This is a genomic window from Dyella sp. AtDHG13, from assembly GCF_003201105.1.
Taxonomy (GTDB): domain Bacteria; phylum Pseudomonadota; class Gammaproteobacteria; order Xanthomonadales; family Rhodanobacteraceae; genus Dyella; species Dyella jiangningensis_B.
In genome coordinates, this window is sequence record NZ_QICJ01000003.1 from 454,486 (window position 1) to 473,557 (window position 19,072).

The window sequence follows — 19,072 nt, forward strand, 5'->3', positions numbered from 1 at the left end:
GACGCAGTTCCGCCTATCCAGCGCGTTGCGCCATCACGCGGGAACGTAGGTCAAACGGATCACGTCCTCGCCCATCGGTTCGTGGGCTGTGAGGCGCAGGCGTGGTTGCGGGCCGGCGAAGTAGGGTTTGCCGTGGCCCAGCACCACGGGGTGGAGGTAGAGGCGGTATTCGTCGATCAGGCCGAGTGCGGTGAGGCTGTGGGCCAGCACGGTGCCGGCGACTTCGATCTCGCCGTCGAGTTCGGTTTTGAGCTTGCGCACCGCCGTTTCGAGATCACCGGTGACAAGGCTGGCGTTGGGGCCGAAGGAGGTCAGCGTGCGCGATACGACCCATTTGGGCTGGGCTCGCCATGCCATGGCGAAGTCTCGTTCCTCGCTGCTCCAAGCGGGCGAGTCGTCGTCCCAATAGCGCATGATGTCGTACATGCGGCTGCCGTATAGGCTGCCGGTCAGGTCGCGCACTTGTTCCACGAAGTGACGAAAGAGTGCGGGGCCGGGGGCGAATGCGTCGTGGTCGACGTAGCCATCCAGAGACACGTTCATGCCGAAGACGAGCTTTGCCATGGAAACCTCCACGTCAGAGCGTTCAGCATAGTTGCTTCGGGTCGATGCCGCATCTTGTGGCCATGTAGGCAGTAAGCTGGCGATCCGTTTACTCGTTGCGGCGGCATGTGCGGTCGCCGGCAGCGAACCCTGTCCATCGGCGCGCGAGCGGGCTTGCGCAGCCTGAAGAGGAGCCTTGCATGTCCAAGGGAGCGCGTCGTTCCATTGCCTGGCCTGGCGCTGTCATGACGCGGCCGTTCTTCGAGCGGACATCCATCGCGGTGGCGCCGCAACTGCTCAATAAGATTCTCGCCAGCGCGGATGGTCGTGCCGGGCGCATTGTGGAAGTGGAAGCCTATGTCGGCTCGGTCGATCCTGCCGCGCATTCGTATCGCGGCCAGACGCCGAGAAACGCGGTGATGTTCGGCCCTGCAGGCCATATGTATGTGTACTTCACCTATGGCATGCACTGGTGCGCCAATTGCGTGTGCCAGGTGGGCGAGGGTGTGCTGATACGTGCGCTGGAACCCTTGCACGGCGTGGACCTGATGCAGGACGCGCGCGGATGGGGAATCAAGGAGCGCGATCTTTGCCGCGGGCCGGCGCGGCTGACGCAGGCCATGGGCATCACCGGTGCGCAGAACGGCATCGACCTGGTTCGCGCGCGCGATGGTTTCGCCATCGTCGATGACGGCACGCCGCCGCCCGAAACGCTGGTGGGCGGGCCGCGCATTGGCATACGCGTGGGAGTGGATTTCCCGTGGCGATGGAGCGTGCCGGACAGCCGTTACGTGTCGGGGCCTGTGGCTGCCGTGCGTGAAAGTCGCGGGCGGAAAGCCTAGGGCTTGCGTGCAGCGGAAGGCCACCAGTGCACGATGCGTTCCACGGTCATCCCGGTCGGTTCGGTGGCGTCGACGGTCAGTACGCGCGGTTCGTCCGTCGGCGGTTCCAGGTCGCGGAACTGGCTGTCGATCAGCGAGGCGGGCATGAAGTGGCCGGTGCGATGCGCGACGCGCTCGCGCGCCTGCTCGGGCGAGAGCTGCAGAAAGACGAAGCCCAGGCCGGGAAGTGCGGCGCGCAGCACCTCGCGATAGCGGCGCTTCAACGCGGAGCAGGTCAGCACGACGTTCTCGCCGTCGTGCGTCGCGTGCTGGAGTTCATGTCCCAGTGTTTCCAGCCAGCCCTGGCGGTCGGCATCCGTGAGCGGAATGCCGGCCTCCATCTTGCGGATGTTCTGCGCGGGGTGGAACGCGTCGCCTTCGATCATGCGTGCATGGATGCGCCCGCACAGCGCCGTGGCGATGCTGGTCTTTCCACAGCCGGAAACACCCATCACTACCACGGCGCGCACGGTCAAACCTGCTCGGTGGCCGGCTTGCCGTAACTGGGCGGCCGGTCCGCCGGCGCCGCACCGAAGGACGTATTCGGCTTGTCGCCCATTACGAAGGCCAGCGTGCCGCCGGCGGTGAGTTCGGCGTGGCTGATCCAGCTCCGGGTCCACGGCTTGCCGTTCCAGGTCACCGACTGGATGTAGGGACGGCCCTTGCCGTTGCCCTGCGTCGTCACCACCAGCTTCTTGCCGCCGGCCAGCTGCACCTCGGCGCGATCCAGCAGCGGGCTGCCGAATACGTAGTGCGTGCTCACCGGGTCCACCGCGTACAGGCCCAGCGCGCTCATCACGTACCACGCGCTCATCTGGCCGCAGTCCTCGTTGCCGGGAAGGCCGTCGGGGTCGGGGCGGTACATGGTTTCCAGCAGCATGCGCACGCGTGCCTGGGTCTTGTGGTGCGCGCCGGTGTACGCGTAGAGATAGGGCACGTGATGGGCCGGCTCGTTGCCGAAGGCGAACTGGCCGACCATGCCGGCGATGTCCGGCGGCGCATCGGCCGGTAGTTCGCTGTCCATGTTGAACAGCTCGTCCAGCTTCTTCTCGAAGGCCTCCGTGCTGCCGAACAGCTTCATGTACGCGTAAAGGTCATGCTGGTTGAGGAAGGTGGCCTGCCATGCGTTCGACTCGGTGAAGTCGCGCCACTTCTTGGAATGGCCGATGGCGCGCGGGTCGAACGGTTCCAGCCACTTGCCGTCGCTGGCGCGCGGGCGCGTGAAGGTGGTCGCCTTGTCGAACACGTTGCGGTAGTTCTGCGAGCGCGCCTTGAGCGCGGCGGCATCCTCGTGATGGCCGAGCTTTTCGGCATAGTGCGACATCACCCAGTCATCGTAGGCGTATTCCAGCGTCTTGCTGACCGCTTCGCCTTCCACGTCGCTGGGGATGTAGCCGCGCTTGCGGTATTCGGGCAGGCCGAAGTAATCGTCCTCCATGGCGCGCTTGCGGAACACCGGCCACGCGGCGGCGTAGTCGATGCCGGTGAAGCCCTTGGCCTGCGCCTCGGCGACGACCACGGCGGAATGGTAGCCGATCATGCACACCGTCTCGATGCCTTGCAGCGGCCACACCGGCGGGCCGGCCGGGCTTTCCTGCGCCATGCGCACCAGGCCGTTGACCAGGTCGGGCACGCGGTCGGCCTGGTACAGCGTGAACAGCGGATGCTCGGCGCGGTAGGTGTCCCACAGCGAGTAGGTGCTGTAGTTGTGCTGGCCCTTCGGCAGCTGGTGCACCTTCATGTCCATGCCGCGGTAGCGGCCGTCCACGTCGCTGAACAGCGTGGGCGCGAGCATGGTGTGGTACAGCGAGCTGTAGAAGGTGCGCGTGATCTCGTCGGACGAGGACTCGATGCGGATGCGGCTGAGCTCGCGCTCCCATGCCGCTTCGGCGGCGGCCTGCACGCCGTCGAAATCCCAGGCGGGAATCTCGGTGCTGAGGTTGCGCAGCGCGCCTTCGACATCCACGCCGGAAATGCCCACCTTCACCAGCAGCGGCGCGTCGTTGAGCGTGTCGTAGTGCAGCGTGGCCTTGAGGTTGGTGCCGCTGGCCTGCGTGCTGCCGGCGGCGAGCGCGGTGTCGTTGCTGTAGAGCGTGCCGCGCTTGAACGGGCGCGACACCTTCATGGCGAAATAGATGTGGCGGCCGTTGGCCCACTGGTGCACCACGCGGCTGCCGACCAGGGTGTCGTTGCCGACCAGTTTCAGCTCGGCGTCGGTGACCTTGGCGGGCGTCTTCGGGTCGTCGTGGAAGCCGTGCGCGAAATCGACCAGCAGATGGGCCTCGCCCGGCTGCTGGAAGGTGTAGCGGTGGATGCCCGCGCGCTCGGTGGTGGTGAGCTCCGCCAGCACGTGGCTGTTGGTGAGCTGCACGCGGTAGTAGCCGGGGCGCGCCTGCTCGCCGGTGTAGTGCGAGCGATAGCCCTTGATGCCGGTGCGGTAGCCCTTGGGCTTCGGCCCGCTGCCCGCGTGCACGCCGTCATAGCGCGAGGTGTAGTTCACGCCGTCGTAGTCGCGGTCGCCAGGCTGCAGCAGCACGGGGCCCATCGCGGGCACCACCAGCACGTCGAGCATGTCGCTCGCACCGGTGCCTGAAAGATGCGTGTGCGAGAAGCCCATGATGGAACCGTCGCCCTGGTGGTAGCCCGAGCTGCTGTCCCACTGCCAGTTGTTGGTGTCGGGGCCCAGCTGCACCATGCCGAAGGGCATCGTGGGGCCAGGGAAGGTGTGGCCATGGCCGCCGGTGCCGACGAACACGTCGACGTGGCGCGACACGCCATCGGCCAGCGCGGTCTTCTTGCCGGCGGCGGCAAAGGAGGGCAGGGCGCTGACGCTGCTGCCCAGGACGGAAAGTGCGGCCATGCCTTGCAGGAAGCGGCGGCGCGTAACCATGGTCTGACTCCTTTGAAGCGGAACGATGGCCGCTCACCACGGCCGACGGAAGAGGGAAACGGTGCTACGCCTTGCGCAGCACCTCCGGATGACGATCGGCCAGGTGCACGATCAGCTCGCCGAACAAGGTATTGGCCCAGGCGAACCAGCTGCGCGTGAATTTGGCCGGATCGTCCTGGTCGAACGATTCGTGCATGAAGCCCGTACCCGCGTGTGTGGTCTTGAGCCACGTCAGGCATTGGCTGATTTCGCGCGTGTCGCTGCTGGTGAAGGCGCGCATCATGATCGACATCGGCCAGATCATGCGCAGCCCTTCGTGCGGGCCGCCCACGCCCTCGGCGGCGCTGCCCTTGAAGAAGTACGGGTTGTGCGCGCTCCACACCTGCGCGCGCGTGCGCTGGTAGCGCGCATCATTCGGTTCGCAGGCGTGCAGATAGGGCAGGGCGAGCAGGCTGGGTACGTTGGCATCGTCCATGAACAGCTGGTTGCCGTAGCCGTCCACCTCATACGCCCAGTAATCGCCCTGATCGCCGTGGATCACGCCGTGCGCTTCCACCGCGCGCTGGATCTCGTCGGCCAGCGCCACGCAGTCGGCGGCGGTGGCGTCGTCGTGGCGAATGGCTCGCAGCATCTCCGCGAGCTGGCGCAGGCTGGTGACGGCGAACAGGTTGCCGGGAATATTGAACGCATAGATCGTGGCGTCGTCCGAGGGCCGGAACATCGCATTAATCATGCCCACCGGACGGGTGGGATTGCCGTAGCCCTGCAGGATCTGCGACTCGGTGGGAATCAACGACATGCGCTGGAAGTGATACGGGCCCGGACCATCCTTGCGCTGCTGTTCGCGGAAGGTCTTGAGCACCGTGCGCATGGCGGCGTGCCAGTCGTCGTCGAACGCGGTGGTGTCGCCCGTGGCCTTCCAGTAGCCGTGCGCGAGACGGATGGGGTAGCACAGCGAATCGATTTCCCACTTGCGTTCGGCCACGCCGGGTTTCATGTCGGTGACGTCATGCTGCGCCCAGTCCAGATTGGACTTGGCCGACGGATCGGGCATGAAGGCGTTGGCATAAGGGTCGATGCCGATGCACAGCGCGTGGCGATGGATCAGTCCACGGAACAGCTGCTGCAGCGCCTTGTCCTGCTTGGCCAGCTGCACGTACGGCCACACCTGCGCGGACGAATCGCGCATCCACATGGCGTCGATGTCGCCGGTGACGATGAAGGTGTCGGGCTTGCCACGCAGCGTGCCCACTTCGACCGTGGTATCCAGCGTGTTGGGGAAGCAGTTCTCGAACATCCAGGCGAGTTCGGTATCGCCGATCTTGGCCTTGGTCTGCGCAATCAGCTTTTCCACCGCCGCGCTGGTGAACTTGCGCTTGCCGAGCGGCGGGCGTTGGCTGACCAGGCCGGCCTTGCCCGGCGCGCCGAACGCGGTGCCGGCGAGCAGGCCATCGGAGAGCAGCGTGGCGGCGGGCGCCATCGCCATCCACTTGAGCAGGTTGCGGCGCGAGGTATTCATGGCGTGGCTCCCGGTTTCACGGCATCGACCAGCGAGGTCAGCTTGAGTGCGGCCTTCAGTGCGGCCAGGTCGGACGTGCTTTCGACGGCGATATCCACATGCTCGCCCGGCAGAAGATCGAAGGCGTTGTTGGACAGCGTGGCGTCGAGCTTGCCCAAATCGATCCACACCCCGCGCGCCAGCTGCTTCGCGCTAATGCGAAGCACGGTCTTGTCCTCGTCCTTGCGCCACTCGGCGTGGAGTCCTGGCTGTTTCGGCAGGTCCAGCGTCTTGGCCACGCCGAAGTAGAGCAGGTGATGTGCGGTGACTTCGCCGTTCTCGATCACGTCGAACGAGGCGACGCTGCGCGTGGGTTTTGCGCCGTGCAGCAGCTCCGCATCGCTGAACTCGCCCACGGGCGTGCTGCTGAGCGCGGCGGCACCCACCGGCGTGCTCTTCTCGCTGAGCAGCTTGCCCGCCATATCGTAGACGCGCGTGCGCAGCGTGGCCTTGAATGCGTCAGTGCGGTCGGAAACCAGGTGCAGCGTGGTGTGGCCGTCGCGGCGGATGGGCACCACGTCCACCGGCGCGTAGAAGCGCTTGGCGTGGAACTGCAGCGCCTTCCAGCGGCCGTAGTAGTCGATGCTCGACCACGACGGGCCCGGCCACACGTCGTTGAGCTGCCAGTACAGCGAGCCCATGCTCTGCGGTCGCGCGCTGCGCAGGTGTTCCGCGGCCAGTTCGATGCCCTCGGCCTGCATCAGCTGGCTAAGGTAGACGAACGAGGCGAAGTCCTTGGGCTCCCCGTAGTTCGCGCGGATATAGAGCAGCAGGCGGTCGTTGCCGTTGCCGTTGGCGAATTTCTGGTGGGCGCGCATCACCGGCGAGTTCGGCGCCATGTCGGCGGGCGTGGCGAAACGTTCGATGGTCGCCATCACCGGGAAGGACTGCAGGCCGTACTCGGACTGGAAACGCGGCGTGATGTCCAGGTAGTGCTCGATGGGCTCAGAGCCGGACCACACCTTCCAGTAGTGATAGTCGCCGTCGTTGAGCACGTTGGCCTCGCCGTCGAAGTCGGTGCTGGGCGAGCTGGCCCAGTACGGCACGTCGGGGTCGTTGGCCTTCACCACTTCGCGCAGGGTGTGGTCGAACAGTTCGCGCATGCCGTTCTCGATGCGCTGGCGTTCGTCGGCGCTGATCGACTTCTTGAAGTCGATGCGATCCGGCCAGGATTCCCAGCCGGTCTGCACTTCGTTGTTGCCGCACCACAGCACGATGCTGGGATGGTTGCGCAGGCGGCGCACCTGTTCCTCCGCTTCCACGCGCGAATTGCCGAGGAATTCGTGGTCGTACGGCGTGATCGCGCCGCCGAACATGAAGTCCTGCCAGATCATGATGCCCAGCTGGTCAGCCAGGTCGTAGAACGCGTCGCTCTGGTAATAGCCGCCGCCCCACATGCGCAGCATGTTCATGTTGGCGTCGCGGGTGGAGGTGAGCAGCTGTTTGAGCTGTTCGGGCGTGGTGCGTTCCGGGAAGCTGTCGGTGGGGATCAGGTCCGCGCCCTTGGCGAAGATCGGCACGCCGTTCACCACGAAGGCGAAGCCGCGTCCCCACTGGTCGCGATCGCGGCGCAGTTCGACGCTGCGCAGGCCGGTGCTGCGGTCGGCGCTGGCGAGCGTGTCGCTGCCGCGCGTCACTTCCATGTGGAAGCGGTAGAGGTTCTGCTGGCCATAGCCGGCGGGCCACCAGCGCGCCGGCCGGGCGATGGCGAAGGGCAGGCTCAGCGTGTTGTCGCCGGCCTTGAGCGTGACGTCCTGCGCCGTCTGTCCCTGGCCGCCGTCCGGTGCCGTCCAGCTCACCACCACGTGCGCGCGCCCGGCCTTGCCGGCCTGCAGCGAGACTTCCGCGGCGAGCTGCGCGTTGTCGGCATCGACGTGCGGCTGCGCGATGTGGAAATCCTCCAGCCGCGCGTCGGTCCAGCTTTCCAGCCGCACCGGCTGCCAGATGCCCATGGTGACGAAGCGCGGGCCCCAGTCCCAGCCGTACTGGTAGTTGGCCTTGCGCACGTAGTTGGAGGTCTGCTTGCCCTTGGGTTCGTCGCCAAAGGCCGAATCGAACTCGCCGGGCAGGGCATAGGGCGCCATCAGCAGCCACGGCTGCAGCTTGGCGATGGGCGAGTGCAGGTGCACGGTGAGCGTATTGCTGCCGGCGTGCAGCACCTTCTTCACCGGGATGCGCCATTGGCGGAACATGTTGCCGGTCTTGAGCAGCGGCGTGTCGTTGACGACGATGTCGGCGAAGGTATCCACGCCGTCGAACACCAGGTCGACGTGATCCTGCTTGAGCGTGGCCGCGTCGACGTTGAAGCTGAGCTGGTAGTCCCACTCGGCCAGGCCGATCCATTGCAGTTGCGCTTCGTTGTCGCGGAAGAACGGGTCGCCGATGTTGCCGGTGGTCAGCAGGTCGGTCTGCACGCTGCCGGGCACGTGGGCCGGCGTCCAGCTGGTCTGATCGGGATGCTGCGCCGCCTGCGTGGCGTCGGGCGCCAGGCGGAACTGCCAGCCGCTGTCCAGCGGCGTCACCGTGGTGGCTCCCAGCGCGGACGCATAGGCGAACGTGAGGGCGGACAGTAGGCCGAGGGACAGGCGGGTCAGGGATGGCACGGCAAGGCGCTCCACATCTTGCTGAAAGGCCTCTTATCGCACAGAGCGAAAGAGGGTGGACAGGGCCCCAAAAAAAATCGGGCGCCACGAGAGCGCCCGGAAGTGGGGGGTCTTACAACTTGAATCCGAGGTTGAGCGTGTACGTGCGGCCGTTCTTGTAGGCGTTGAGCGGTTCGGCCGGCGTGTTGTTGTAGACGTAGTAGGTCGAGTCCAGCAGGTTGGTGCCGTCCAGCGAGACGCGCATGTGGTCGTTGATCTGGTAGCCGATGGAGGCATCCAGCTCGCGGAAGATGCCGGTGATCTGCGAGGATTGCAGCTGGGCGATCTGCGTGAAGTAGTGCGAGCGCCAGCTGTAGGTCACGCGCGCGCTCCACGGGCCGTTCTCGAAGTAGGGCGTGAGGTTGAACGCGTTCTTGGAGTTGTACGGCAGCGGGAAGCCGTTGCTGGTGTCCGCATCCGACAGGGTGTAGTTCGCCAGCAGGCCGAAGCCATAGGCGAAGTTGCCCTGGTAGGTCAGCGACAGGCCCTTCACCTTGGCGACGCCGGCGTTCACCGGGATCTCCATCTGGTACACGTCGTCCTTCTGTTCGGTGACGTTGTAGTGCGTCTGCGGCACGTTGGTGTTGAGGATGTAGCCGGAGATGCGGCGGAAGAACAGTTCCGCCGACAGCAGGCTGTTCTCGGCGAAGTACCACTCGGCCGTGGCGTCGTAGTTGGTGGACTTGTACGGCTTGAGATCCGTGTTGCCGCCCGAGCCGGTGAGGGTGCGGTCATCCAGCGCCACGTACGGCGTCATTTCCTGGAAGCGCGGGCGTGCGATGGTCTTGGCGGCGGCGAAGCGCAGCGTCACGTCCTCGATGGGGTCGTAGGCGATGTTGAACGAGGGCAGCCATTCGCCGTAGCTGCTGCGCTTGTCCACCGGCGCGTACTGGTTGTTGCCGATGAAGTTGTAGCCGGTGACGGTGTCGCGCGTGTGGAAATAGCGCATGCCGAAGTTGCCGCGGTAGTTGCTGCCGGCGAAATCGGCCTGCCAGTAGAACGCACGGTTCTGCTCCTGGATGCCGTAGGTGGCTTTCGGATCCATCGGGGCGTTGGTGTACAGCGACTGCACGTAGCTCTTCAGGCCGCCGCGGCTGATCTGCGTCCAGTTGGCCATGCTCGCGGTGGGGTCGAGGCCGTCGAGGTAGCCGCTGGGCGTGCCGCCGCCGCTCAAGTCGGCCAGCGACACGCCGGAGCCGTCCTGCGTGGGGATGCTGGCCTGGTAGCCGGTCTGGCCGTTGTAGTGGTTGCTCGCCTTGATGCCCACTTCGATCTCGTTCAACGGACCCCAGCTGAGGTCATGGTTGAAGTCGGCCTGGAAGTAGCGCTCCTTGTCGTAGCTGGGCGCGTAGCTGAAGCCGGCGCCGTGGGCCAGCATCTCGCTCGGGTCGTTGGCGGCGTTGTAGTTGATCTGCGGGTTCTGGCCGTTGAGGTTCCAGTTGTAGCCGCCGTAGCCGCGGAACTGCACGTTGTAGATGCCCTGCGATCCGCCAGTGGAGCTGGTGTAGCCGATCTGGCTGGACGCATTCCAGCCGTCGCCGTGCCAGTCGGCGCGCAGCTGCGCCGTGCCGGTGTTCACCTTGGAGAAGCGCTCGTAGCCGTCCAGGTAGGTCGGTGCGCCGGCGCCGTAGGTGCCGCTGGTCGCCACACCGTTGCTGAAGTTGAGCGCGGTGGCGTCCGGTGCGCTGCCCGACCAGTCGCCGTAGCGGCTCTGGTTGAAGTTGTTGAACTTCTCGGTGACGTACAGGCCGGTGAAGTTCAGCTCGAAGGCCTGGCTGGGCTTCCACTGGATGTCGGTGGACACGCCGTCACGCTTGCGCTCCTGCTTGAACAGCGCGGTGTTGATGGCGGTGGGATACACGCCCGTCTGGCCCGGCGGCACCACGCCCGGCGCGAACTGGTGGTTCGGGTCGGTGTCGGTCGGGTCGTTGGCGCGCTGGTAGCCGAAGATCTCGGTGCCTTCGCGCTGGATGATGCGGTCCGAATGCATCACCGAACCCAGGATGCCGAAAGTGCTGTCGTTGTTCTTCCAGCTGTACAGCAGCGAGCCCTGCGGCTCGCCCTTGTCGGCGCGGTCGTTGTACTGGTAGCCCAGCGTGCCGGTAAGCGTGTTGGCCTTGAGGTCCAGCGGGCGGCGCGTGTTGATGATCACCGTGCCGCCGATGGAGCCTTCGTCAATGCGCGCCTGCGGCGTCTTGTAGACCTCGGCCGTGCCGATGATCTCGGAGGTGAGCAGGCTGTAGTCGAACGAGCGGCTGTCCGGGTTGTTCGGATCGGACGTCCAATTGGTGGACGCCAGTGTCTGGCCGTTGAGCAGCAGGCGGTTCAGCGCCGGGTCGGTGCCCAGGATGCTGACCTTGTCGCCTTCGCCGAAGTTGCGGTCCACGCTGATGCCGGGCAGGTGCGAGAGCGACTCGGCCACGTTGGTGTCGGGGAACTTGCCCACGTCCTCGGCCGAGATGGCGTCGACGATGGAGTCGGAGTTGCGCTTGAGGTCCAGCGACTTCTGCAGGCTGGCGCGGATGCCGGTGACGGTGACGCCTTCGAGCTGCTTGGCCTGGGCCGGGTCGCCGGGGTTCGACTGGCCGTTGTTCGACTGGCCGTTGGCCGCGGGCTGCGGGGTGCCGTTCTGTGCGGTGCCCTGCGTGGGGGCGGTCTGCGCCATCGCCGTTGCGCTGGCGAACAGCGCGCTGGCCATGCCGATCCAAAGTGCGGTCTTGCGATACGTCACGCCTTTCTCCATGCAACGCCAGGGCGTTGTGTGGGCTGGAAGACGCGGGGGTTCGTGCCTTCCAGGTTTTCGGGACGAACCGGCTCGCACGGCCTTGCGGCCGTGGTCGTGGCGGTTCGTGTGAGTTGGTGATGGGGCCGGCGAGGGGAGCTGGTCGTTGCCGCCATCGCATGCCGGTGCGGCGAGGTCGTTGGCGGCCAAGATCGGCGCGCCCGCCCTGCCGGCGTCAAACGACTCAGAACCCCTCGCCGCACCGCCGGCTACGTGTGGAGGTCGCCGGCGACAGGATCATTCTTGGAGTCCGCCATTCGCCTTGTCAACAAAAAATTTCACTCGATCTAAATGAAAAGCGCCTGTCCAAGACATTGATTTTGTTGGGTGATTTTGCGAGGGCGAATATTGCGCTGCAATAGAGTGGAGGTGTCGCTTGAATCGATCTAAGCCGCTTGACTAACGGCGCGGGCTGAATGTGTGCTCCGCAGGCTAGGCGCAGCTTCATTTCCCGGGTGTGGCGGACCTTCCGGCAGGCCGGGAAACGGTGCCGCTGGTCGTTTGTTGCAATGCATCGCAAATCGCTGCGATGGGGCGGAGGCCGATGTGTGTGCCATGGCCGGTTGGCTGATGCGGGCGGCGCGATGCACGGCCGCGTCGACGGCTCGGCGTGTTTCCTCAGCCGTCAGAAGCGCGACCAGCAGGCCCGCATTTCATCGAACCGTCACAACCCGCGCCTAGGCTCCCGGGCTCACGCAGAGCCGTAGCCTTCCTCGGCAGACACGGTCGAAGGAGGCGAAGTGCGCGAAAAACATGGGGCCTGGTCCGCGCTGTTCGCGGAAAAGGGCGCGACGCTGAGCAAATATTTCCTGCGGCGCGTCGCGCATCGCTGGGATGCGCAGGATCTGGTGCAGGAGGTCTACCTGCGCCTGTTGCGCATCGAGCCCGACGATGCGGCCAACATCCGCAGCCCGGAAGCCTACCTGTTCACGGTGGCGGCGAACCTGGTGAAGGAGCATGCCGTGCTGCGCCAGCAGCAGCCCCTGGGCAGCGATGAGCTGGAGCAGGTGGTGGAACAACTCGCGGCGCCCGCCAATCCCGAGGCGGACATGGACAGCCGGCTGCGCCAGGAGCGTCTTGGCGCGTTGATCGACCGTCTCTCGCCCAAGTGCAAGGCCGTGCTGATCATGCATTACCGCGACGAGATGTCGTATCGCGAGATCGCCGAGCGCATGTCCATCTCGACCCACATGGTGAAGAAGTACATCGTGAAAGGCTTGGCGGCGTGCCGGCAAAGGATGGCCGACTATGAATGATTCCACGCAGTTCGACGCCGCGCGGCAGGCGCGCCGCATCACCGAGCAGGCCGTGTCCTGGTACATCGAGCAGCAGGAGCCGCTGACGGAGCGGCAGCGTGTCGCCTTCCTCAACTGGCTGCGTGCCTCGCCGCGCCATGTGGCGGAGTACTTCGCCGTGGCGCAGATGCACGGCGACCTGAAGGCGGCCGCATCGCTGCACACGCTGGCGCCCGACGTGCTGGCGGAGCAGGCGGCGCGCAGCAATCCGGTGGTGATGTTTCCCGGTATGGAGAACGTCATGCGGGAGCCGCGCGTGCCGCGCAAGGGGCGCGCGCGCCGCGTGGCCATCGCCTTCGCGGGCGTTGCCGCCACGGTGGCCATGGCATGGCTGGGCGTCGGCCACTGGCGCGCGGCCAGCGGCCGCATCGAGCAGAGCTACGTCGGCGACGCGGCGACGGTGCGTACCATCGACCTGCCGGACGGCACGCTGGTGCAGCTCGATCGCGGCAGCGCCATCGACGTGCATTTCGATGGGCGACTTCGCCGCATCGAAGTGGTGCGCGGCAACGCGCTGTTCGACGTGGGCAAGGATCCCGCGCGTCCCTTGCTGGTCAACGTGGGCGGCCACGTGCTGCAGGACATCGGCACGGTGTTCGACGTGCGGCGCGATGCCGGCGGCGACACCTTGACCGTCATCAGCGGCCGCGTGCGCGTGCTCAACGCGCCCGATGCCTCGCTCAAGGGTTTCGACATCGCCCTGCTTGGCGGCGATGCGGTGGCGGATCTCACGGCGGGCCAGCAGATTTCGCTGGGCACGGCGGGCGTGGGCGCGAAGCAGGCGGCGCAGCTCGCCCAGGTCACCGCATGGCTGCCGGCGGAAATCCGCTTTCAGCACGAAACCATCGGCAACGTGGCGCGCCGCTTCAACGCGTACAGCAGCAAGCCACTGGTGATCGAGAACGCACGCATCGCCGGCGAGCGCATCAGCGGCATCTTCCATGCGGACAATCCGCAGGCGTTCGCGGCCTATCTTGCGACCCTGCCCGACGTGCGCGTGATCGATGAACACGACCGCGTGCGCATCGTGGCGGCGAGCCAGGCGGAAACGAGCGTGGCGCACCTGTAAGAAAAAATTCATGCAATCGGAGGTACCCGATGTCGCGCGGGGCGGCTCTTGATGGGTATGGGCTGGCGACATCCAACGCGCCGGCCATCGATCAACCCCTTCAAGGCTCCTTCAAGATGCGACATCGTTTGGCCTTCCATATCGCCCTGGCGCTTGGCGCCAGCCTTCCCGCCGCCGTGCTTGCGCAATCCGCCGCCGCACCGCAGACCACGGCCATCGCACCGATGCCGCTGGCCAAGGCGCTGGAAAATTTCTCGCACGAAGCGGGCATGCAGATCGTGTATGGCTCGGATATCGCCGATACCGTGCGCAGCCCCGGCGCCGACGCCGGCCTCGCGCCGGAGCAGCAGTTGCGCCAGCTGCTGGCGGGCACGGGCCTGACCTATCGCTTCGTCACGGCGAACACGGTGTCGATCATCCCGGGAAACGTGGCAGCCAATGCGGGCAACCCGGCCTCCGCTGCGGTGACGACGGCCGGTAGTGCAGGCTCCAACGCGGCCGCAGACACCGCGAACGCCTCCAGCGGCAACAAGAGCGCGAAGGATCTCGACCAGGTGGTGGTGACGGCGCGCTCGGGCGTGGACGAGCGCACCAAGGCGCAGACCAGCTACTCGATCACCACCATCGACGAAGACCGCCTGCGCATGCAGAACCCCACCAGCGTCACCGAGGCGATGAAGTCGGTGCCGGGTTTCTGGGTGGAAGCATCCGGCGGCGAGGCCAGCGGCAACATCCGCGCGCGCGGCATTCCGGTGGACGGCTTCGGTTCGGTGAACCTGCTGGAAGACGGCATTCCGGTGCAGCACGATCCCGCGCTGGGTTATCTCAACGCCGACCAGGCGTTCCGCCTCGACGAAACCATCGACCACATCGAAGTGGTGCGCGGCGGCCCGTCGTCCATCTTCTATTCCAACGCACCGGCGGGCGCGATCAACTTCATTCCGCGCCAGGTCGGCGACATGGCCGAGGGCCTGGTGAAGTACACCGTGGGCAACTACGGCCTCGACCGGCTGGATTTCTGGTACGGCACGCCCATCGGCGATGGCTGGAAACTCAGCGCCGGCGGCTTCTACCGCCAGGACAACGGCATCCGCCCGCCGGGCTACACCAACGACCAGGGCGGCCAGCTGCGCGCCACGCTGTCCAAGCAGTTCGAGAACGGCAGCCTGAGCTTCGACATCAAGCGCATGGACGACAAGGTCGCGCTGGACCTGGGCATTCCCATGTACCGCAATGCCAGCGGCGACCTGGTCGCGGTGCCCGGCTTCAACGGCAACTACGGCACGCTGGCCGGGCCGGAGACTGAGCATATCCAGATGATCCAGGGCAATGGCAGCCTGTACAACTTCGACAACAGCCTGGGCACGCAGGTCAAGCGCACGCAGTTCACCACCAAGTTCGACTACAACCTGGGCGACGGCTGGAAGATCGCAGAGGACCTGCGCTACAGCGACACCGACACGCAGCGCAACGGCGTGTACCCGAACGCGGTGGAAACCACCGGCGACTTCTTCGCCTCGGCGCAGAAGCGCCTTGCGCAGTACTACCCGACGGCAGCCGGCATGCAGCTGCAGTACGTGGACAACGGCCAGGCGTTCAACGGCAGCCCCAACAACGGCATGGTCGTGCTGGGCGGCCTGCGCGGCATCACCATGCCCGTGGACGAACTCACCAGCAACACGCGCCTGCTGCGCAAGTTCGATATCGGCGGCCAGACGCATGACGTGACGCTTGGCTACTACTACGCGCACTTCAACCAGAGCTTCGACCGCTATTCGTCCACGGCGCTGCTTACCGCCACCGACAATGCGCGACTGCTGGACGTGGTGGCGGTGGATGCGGCGGGCAACCCGCTCGGCAAGCTCACCAACGGCGGCATCTACGGCTACGGCTACGAGTGGGCGCATGCCCACGGCACGTCCAATACCAACGCGTTCTACCTGTCGGACGAGTGGCAGGTCAACGACCAGCTGCGCATCGACGGCGGCGTGCGCTGGGAGCGCGTGAATACCAAGGGCTGGACGGAGTCCTCGCAGACGGTGAACCTGGGCACGCCGGCCACGTCCAACATCCTCACGGGCAACGGCAAGTACGTGAGCTACGACCACAGCTTCGACAAGCTCGGCTGGACGTTGGGCGCGAACTACCAGTTCAGCGACCACCAGGGCGTATTCGCGCGCTACACCTCCACGTTCCGCCTGCCCAACCTGAGCTCGTACATCACCTCGCCGACGGCAACGCCGATCACGCAGACGATGATCCTGCCGGAGATGGGCTACAAGTTCAGCAACCGCTACATGGATGCGTACGCCACGCTGTTCTACACCAAGTACAACAACGTGAGCTTCAGCAACTACGTGTTCGATCCGAACACCGGCGTGTCCACGCCGCAGACCGGCTACGCGGATACCGAGACCTACGGCCTGGAACTGGAGGGCACGTTCTACCCCTCCAAATACTTCGACGTGCAGTACACCGCGACGGTGCAGGATCCAAAGTACAAGGGCCTGTCCTACACCACCATCACGGCGGGCCAGCCCGTGCTGCTCAACTACGACGACAACCAGTTGATCCGCGTGCCGAAGAACAGCTTCCGCATCGTGCCCGGCGTGAACCTGCTGGACGACAAGCTGCGCCTGCAGATGTCCTACGAGTACGAGGGACGCCGCTACGTGGATACGGCCAACTCCGTGGTGCTGCCGCAGTACCACACCATTGGTTTCAGCGCCCGTTACCAGATGACGCCAGAGCTGTCGTTCTTCCTCTATGCGGACAACCTCAACAACTCGCTGGGCCTCACCGAAGGCAATCCGCGCGCCGGCGAGCTGGACAGCTCCGATGCCGGCAAGGGCGTGTTCATTGCGCGTCCGTTGCTGGGCCGCTCGTTCCGTGCCTCGGTGATGTACCGTTTCTGACGGCGTTCGACGTCCCGCGCGCCGCTCCGCATGGCGGCGTGCGGGGCGGTTTCCGTGACCGGATGGAAGACAACCATGATTGAACATGCACGTTGCCCGTACCGCTTCCTTGGACTGGTCGCGATGTGGCTGGCGGTACTGAGTGTTGCCTGCGCCACCGACGGCGCGCCGGATGTCGTCCTGCATGGCTCGCTGCAGGGCAGCGACAACCACAGCTATCGCGAGGTGCCGTTCGACGTGCCGGCGGGCGTCAACCGCATTACGGTGCAGTTCGAATACAGCGGGCGCGAGGAGCGCACCACTATCGACCTGGGGCTGGAAGACCCCAGCGGTTTCCACGGCCAGCAGGGGCTGCGTGGCTGGACGGGCGGCAGCAAGCAGCTGTTCACTGTGGGAGCGATCGATGCCACGCCTTCGTTCGCTCCCGGACCCATCCAGCCGGGTCGCTGGAACCTGCTGCTAGGCGTTCCGAATATCCGCGCATCATCCAACTCCGCATTCACCGCGAAGATCTGGTTCGGGCATCCCGGCGATCCAGCGTGGTTGCCGGCCGTGCTCAATCCTCCGCAGCGCAAGGAGCCGGGCTGGTATCGCGGCGACCTGCACATGCATGGCGCGCACAGCGATGGCAGCTGTCCGACCCAGAGCGGGGAAGGGAAGGCGCCGTGCCCGCTGGTGTTCACCGTGGAGGACGCATCCCGACGTGGACTGGACTTCATTGCGCTGAGCGATCACAACACCGTGTCGCAGGCCAACGACATCCGCGAGCTGCAGCCGTACTACGACCACCTTCTGCTGATCCCCGCGCGTGAGATCACCACCTTCCAGGGGCACGCCAATCTGTTCGGCACCATCGAGCCGCTCGATTTCCGCATCGGCAGCAAGGCCGTGCCGGACTGGAATGCGGTGCTGAAGCAGGCGGCGGACCTGCACGCGCTGTTCTCGATCAATCACCCGATACGCCCCAACGACGAAACCTGCATGGGATGCGGATGGACGCCTGCGCAGCCGGTGGACATGCATCTTGTACAGGCCATCGAAGCGGTGAACGGCATGGATGCGCTCAGCCCCATCTATAGCGGCATTCCGTTCTGGGAGGCGCAGTTGAACAAGGGGCTGCACCTGACCGGCATCGGCGGCAGCGACAATCACGATGCGAAGCTGGCCTTGCCCGCGCCGGGCGGAAGCACGCCCATCGGCTTGCCGACCACGGTGGTGCATGCCGAGGAGTTGTCGATGCGCGCGATACTGGAGGCGATTCGCGCGGGGCATGTGTTCATTGACGTGCAGGGTCGGCCGGGCCGCGCGTTCGATTTCGTGGCCAGCCAGGGCGGCCGCGAAGCGGAGATGGGCGACACGCTGGCCGCGCCGCGTGGCGCCGCGGTGCAGGTGACCATGCACGCCAAGGGGCTGGATGGTGCACATGCGCAGATCATTGTCGACGGCAAGGAATACGTGCCGACGGGCGACCTGTCGATCCACAGCGCGGAGCAGGCGCTCTCCTTCGAGTGGCCCAGCGATGGCGGCCGGCACTGGATGCGTGCCAACGTGCGCGCGGCGGATGGCGCGCTGCTGATTGTGGGCAATCCGGTCTATCTCAACGAATGAGGCGCGCAAGCGGCCGTGGCCGACAGCGTCGCCGTGTCCTCTCTATAATGCGAAGCCGCTCCGCCACGCGGCGGCTTTGGGATAGGGCCGGCTCCGCTGCTTATCCGTCCAGGACACTCTTGCCATGAAGCTCTTGGCCATTTCGGGCAGCGCACGTCGGGATTCCACCAACACCGCGCTGCTGATGGCGGTGAAAAGTCTCGCGCTCGCGGGCGTGGACGTGTCGGTGTTCCATCGCCTCGATACCTTGCCCGTGTTCTCGCCTGACCTCGAGGGCGAGCGGACGCCGGCCGTGGTGTTGGATTTCCTTGCGCGCATTGCCGAAGCCGACGGCATCGTCATCGCCAGTCCCGAGTACGTCCGCGCGATACCCGGCGGCATGAAGAACGCCATCGACTGGATGGTGTCCCGCTTCGAGATCATCGGCAAACCCATCGCACTCGCCCACGCCTCGCATCGCGGCGATGAAATGCTGGCGTCGCTGCGGGTCGTGCTGTCCACCGTGAGCGATGGTTTCCTTCCTGACGTATTTCTCAGGGTGCCGCTGGTGGGCAAGTCCGTGGGCGATATCGAAGCGCTGATGCGCGAGCCCGAGCCTGCGTCGCAGGTGGTGGAGTTTCTCTCTCGCTTCACTGCCGCCATTCGCGGGATCTAGCGCGGCAACGTGGGTGGCTGGCACGCTGCGTTTCGTAGGAGCGTGCGGCGTTGCGCTTGTACAGCCCCGCTGCAACAGGTCGCTCCCTTCACCGGATTATCACGAACACCCGCCTGTGAGATGGGCTTTGCGTCCTACGCCAGGTTCAAACCACGTAATTTTGCTTAGCGCAGTTACGTAGTCTCTCGAATTGTCAGCGTCGGACAAATCCGCGACCGTGAGAATTGTCGCGCA

Annotated in this window: 12 protein-coding genes; 6 read left to right on the forward strand and 6 right to left on the reverse strand. The window is 65.6% G+C overall.

Features of this window, described 5'->3' with window-relative positions:
- Window positions 1-33: 33 nt before the first annotated feature.
- Window positions 34-564 carry a dihydrofolate reductase family protein gene (locus tag BDW41_RS08080; RefSeq protein WP_074545548.1) on the reverse strand — a complete coding sequence of 177 codons (531 nt, stop codon included), beginning with the start codon at window positions 562-564 and terminating at the stop codon, window positions 34-36.
- A 224-nt stretch (window positions 565-788) separates the two neighbouring features.
- Here BDW41_RS08080 and BDW41_RS08085 point away from each other — a divergent pair, with 224 nt between their 5' ends.
- Window positions 789-1,385, forward strand: a complete 597-nt coding sequence (locus tag BDW41_RS08085) for a DNA-3-methyladenine glycosylase (RefSeq protein WP_199535306.1) — start codon at window positions 789-791, stop codon at window positions 1,383-1,385.
- Here BDW41_RS08085 and BDW41_RS08090 read toward each other — a convergent pair.
- The 5 genes from BDW41_RS08090 to BDW41_RS08110 form a co-directional block, all read right to left on the reverse strand.
- The gene (locus BDW41_RS08090; protein WP_233496806.1) at window positions 1,382-1,894 is read right to left on the reverse strand and encodes a gluconokinase; all 513 of its coding nucleotides are present in this window, start codon (window positions 1,892-1,894) and stop codon (window positions 1,382-1,384) included. The genes BDW41_RS08085 and BDW41_RS08090 overlap by 4 nt on opposite strands.
- Before the next feature lie 2 nt (window positions 1,895-1,896).
- Complete coding sequence (locus tag BDW41_RS08095) at window positions 1,897-4,314, reverse strand: GH92 family glycosyl hydrolase (RefSeq protein WP_074545541.1); 2,418 nt, start codon at window positions 4,312-4,314, stop codon at window positions 1,897-1,899.
- A 64-nt stretch (window positions 4,315-4,378) separates the two neighbouring features.
- Entirely contained in the window at window positions 4,379-5,833 is a 1,455-nt protein-coding gene (locus BDW41_RS08100) for a glycoside hydrolase family 125 protein (protein WP_074545537.1), read from the reverse strand.
- Window positions 5,830-8,475: a glycoside hydrolase family 2 protein gene (locus tag BDW41_RS08105; protein ID WP_074545535.1), complete on the reverse strand. Its 2,646-nt coding sequence runs from the start codon at window positions 8,473-8,475 to the stop codon at window positions 5,830-5,832. The genes BDW41_RS08100 and BDW41_RS08105 overlap by 4 nt, the downstream gene beginning before the upstream one ends.
- 112 nt (window positions 8,476-8,587) lie before the next feature.
- Window positions 8,588-11,245, reverse strand: a complete 2,658-nt coding sequence (locus tag BDW41_RS08110) for a TonB-dependent receptor (RefSeq protein ID WP_233496807.1) — start codon at window positions 11,243-11,245, stop codon at window positions 8,588-8,590.
- 791 nt (window positions 11,246-12,036) lie between these two features.
- Between BDW41_RS08110 and BDW41_RS08115 the strand changes: the two genes are divergently transcribed.
- The 5 genes from BDW41_RS08115 (at window position 12,037) to BDW41_RS08135 (ending at window position 18,838) form a co-directional block, all read left to right on the forward strand.
- A complete protein-coding gene (locus BDW41_RS08115) occupies window positions 12,037-12,552 on the forward strand; it encodes a sigma-70 family RNA polymerase sigma factor (protein ID WP_074545528.1) in 516 nt (171 codons plus the stop codon).
- The gene (locus BDW41_RS08120) at window positions 12,545-13,660 is read left to right on the forward strand and encodes a FecR domain-containing protein (protein WP_074545524.1); all 1,116 of its coding nucleotides are present in this window, start codon (window positions 12,545-12,547) and stop codon (window positions 13,658-13,660) included. The genes BDW41_RS08115 and BDW41_RS08120 overlap by 8 nt, the downstream gene beginning before the upstream one ends.
- A 116-nt stretch (window positions 13,661-13,776) precedes the next feature.
- Window positions 13,777-16,575 carry a TonB-dependent receptor gene (locus tag BDW41_RS08125; protein ID WP_074545521.1) on the forward strand — a complete coding sequence of 933 codons (2,799 nt, stop codon included), beginning with the start codon at window positions 13,777-13,779 and terminating at the stop codon, window positions 16,573-16,575.
- A 75-nt stretch (window positions 16,576-16,650) separates the two neighbouring features.
- On the forward strand, window positions 16,651-18,183 hold the full coding sequence (locus BDW41_RS08130; protein ID WP_083337447.1) for a CehA/McbA family metallohydrolase: 1,533 nt from the start codon (window positions 16,651-16,653) through the stop codon (window positions 18,181-18,183).
- 124 nt (window positions 18,184-18,307) lie between these two features.
- Window positions 18,308-18,838 (forward strand): NADPH-dependent FMN reductase, encoded by a 531-nt coding sequence (locus tag BDW41_RS08135; RefSeq protein WP_074545517.1) that lies wholly within the window; start codon window positions 18,308-18,310, stop codon window positions 18,836-18,838.
- Window positions 18,839-19,072 lie beyond the last annotated feature (234 nt).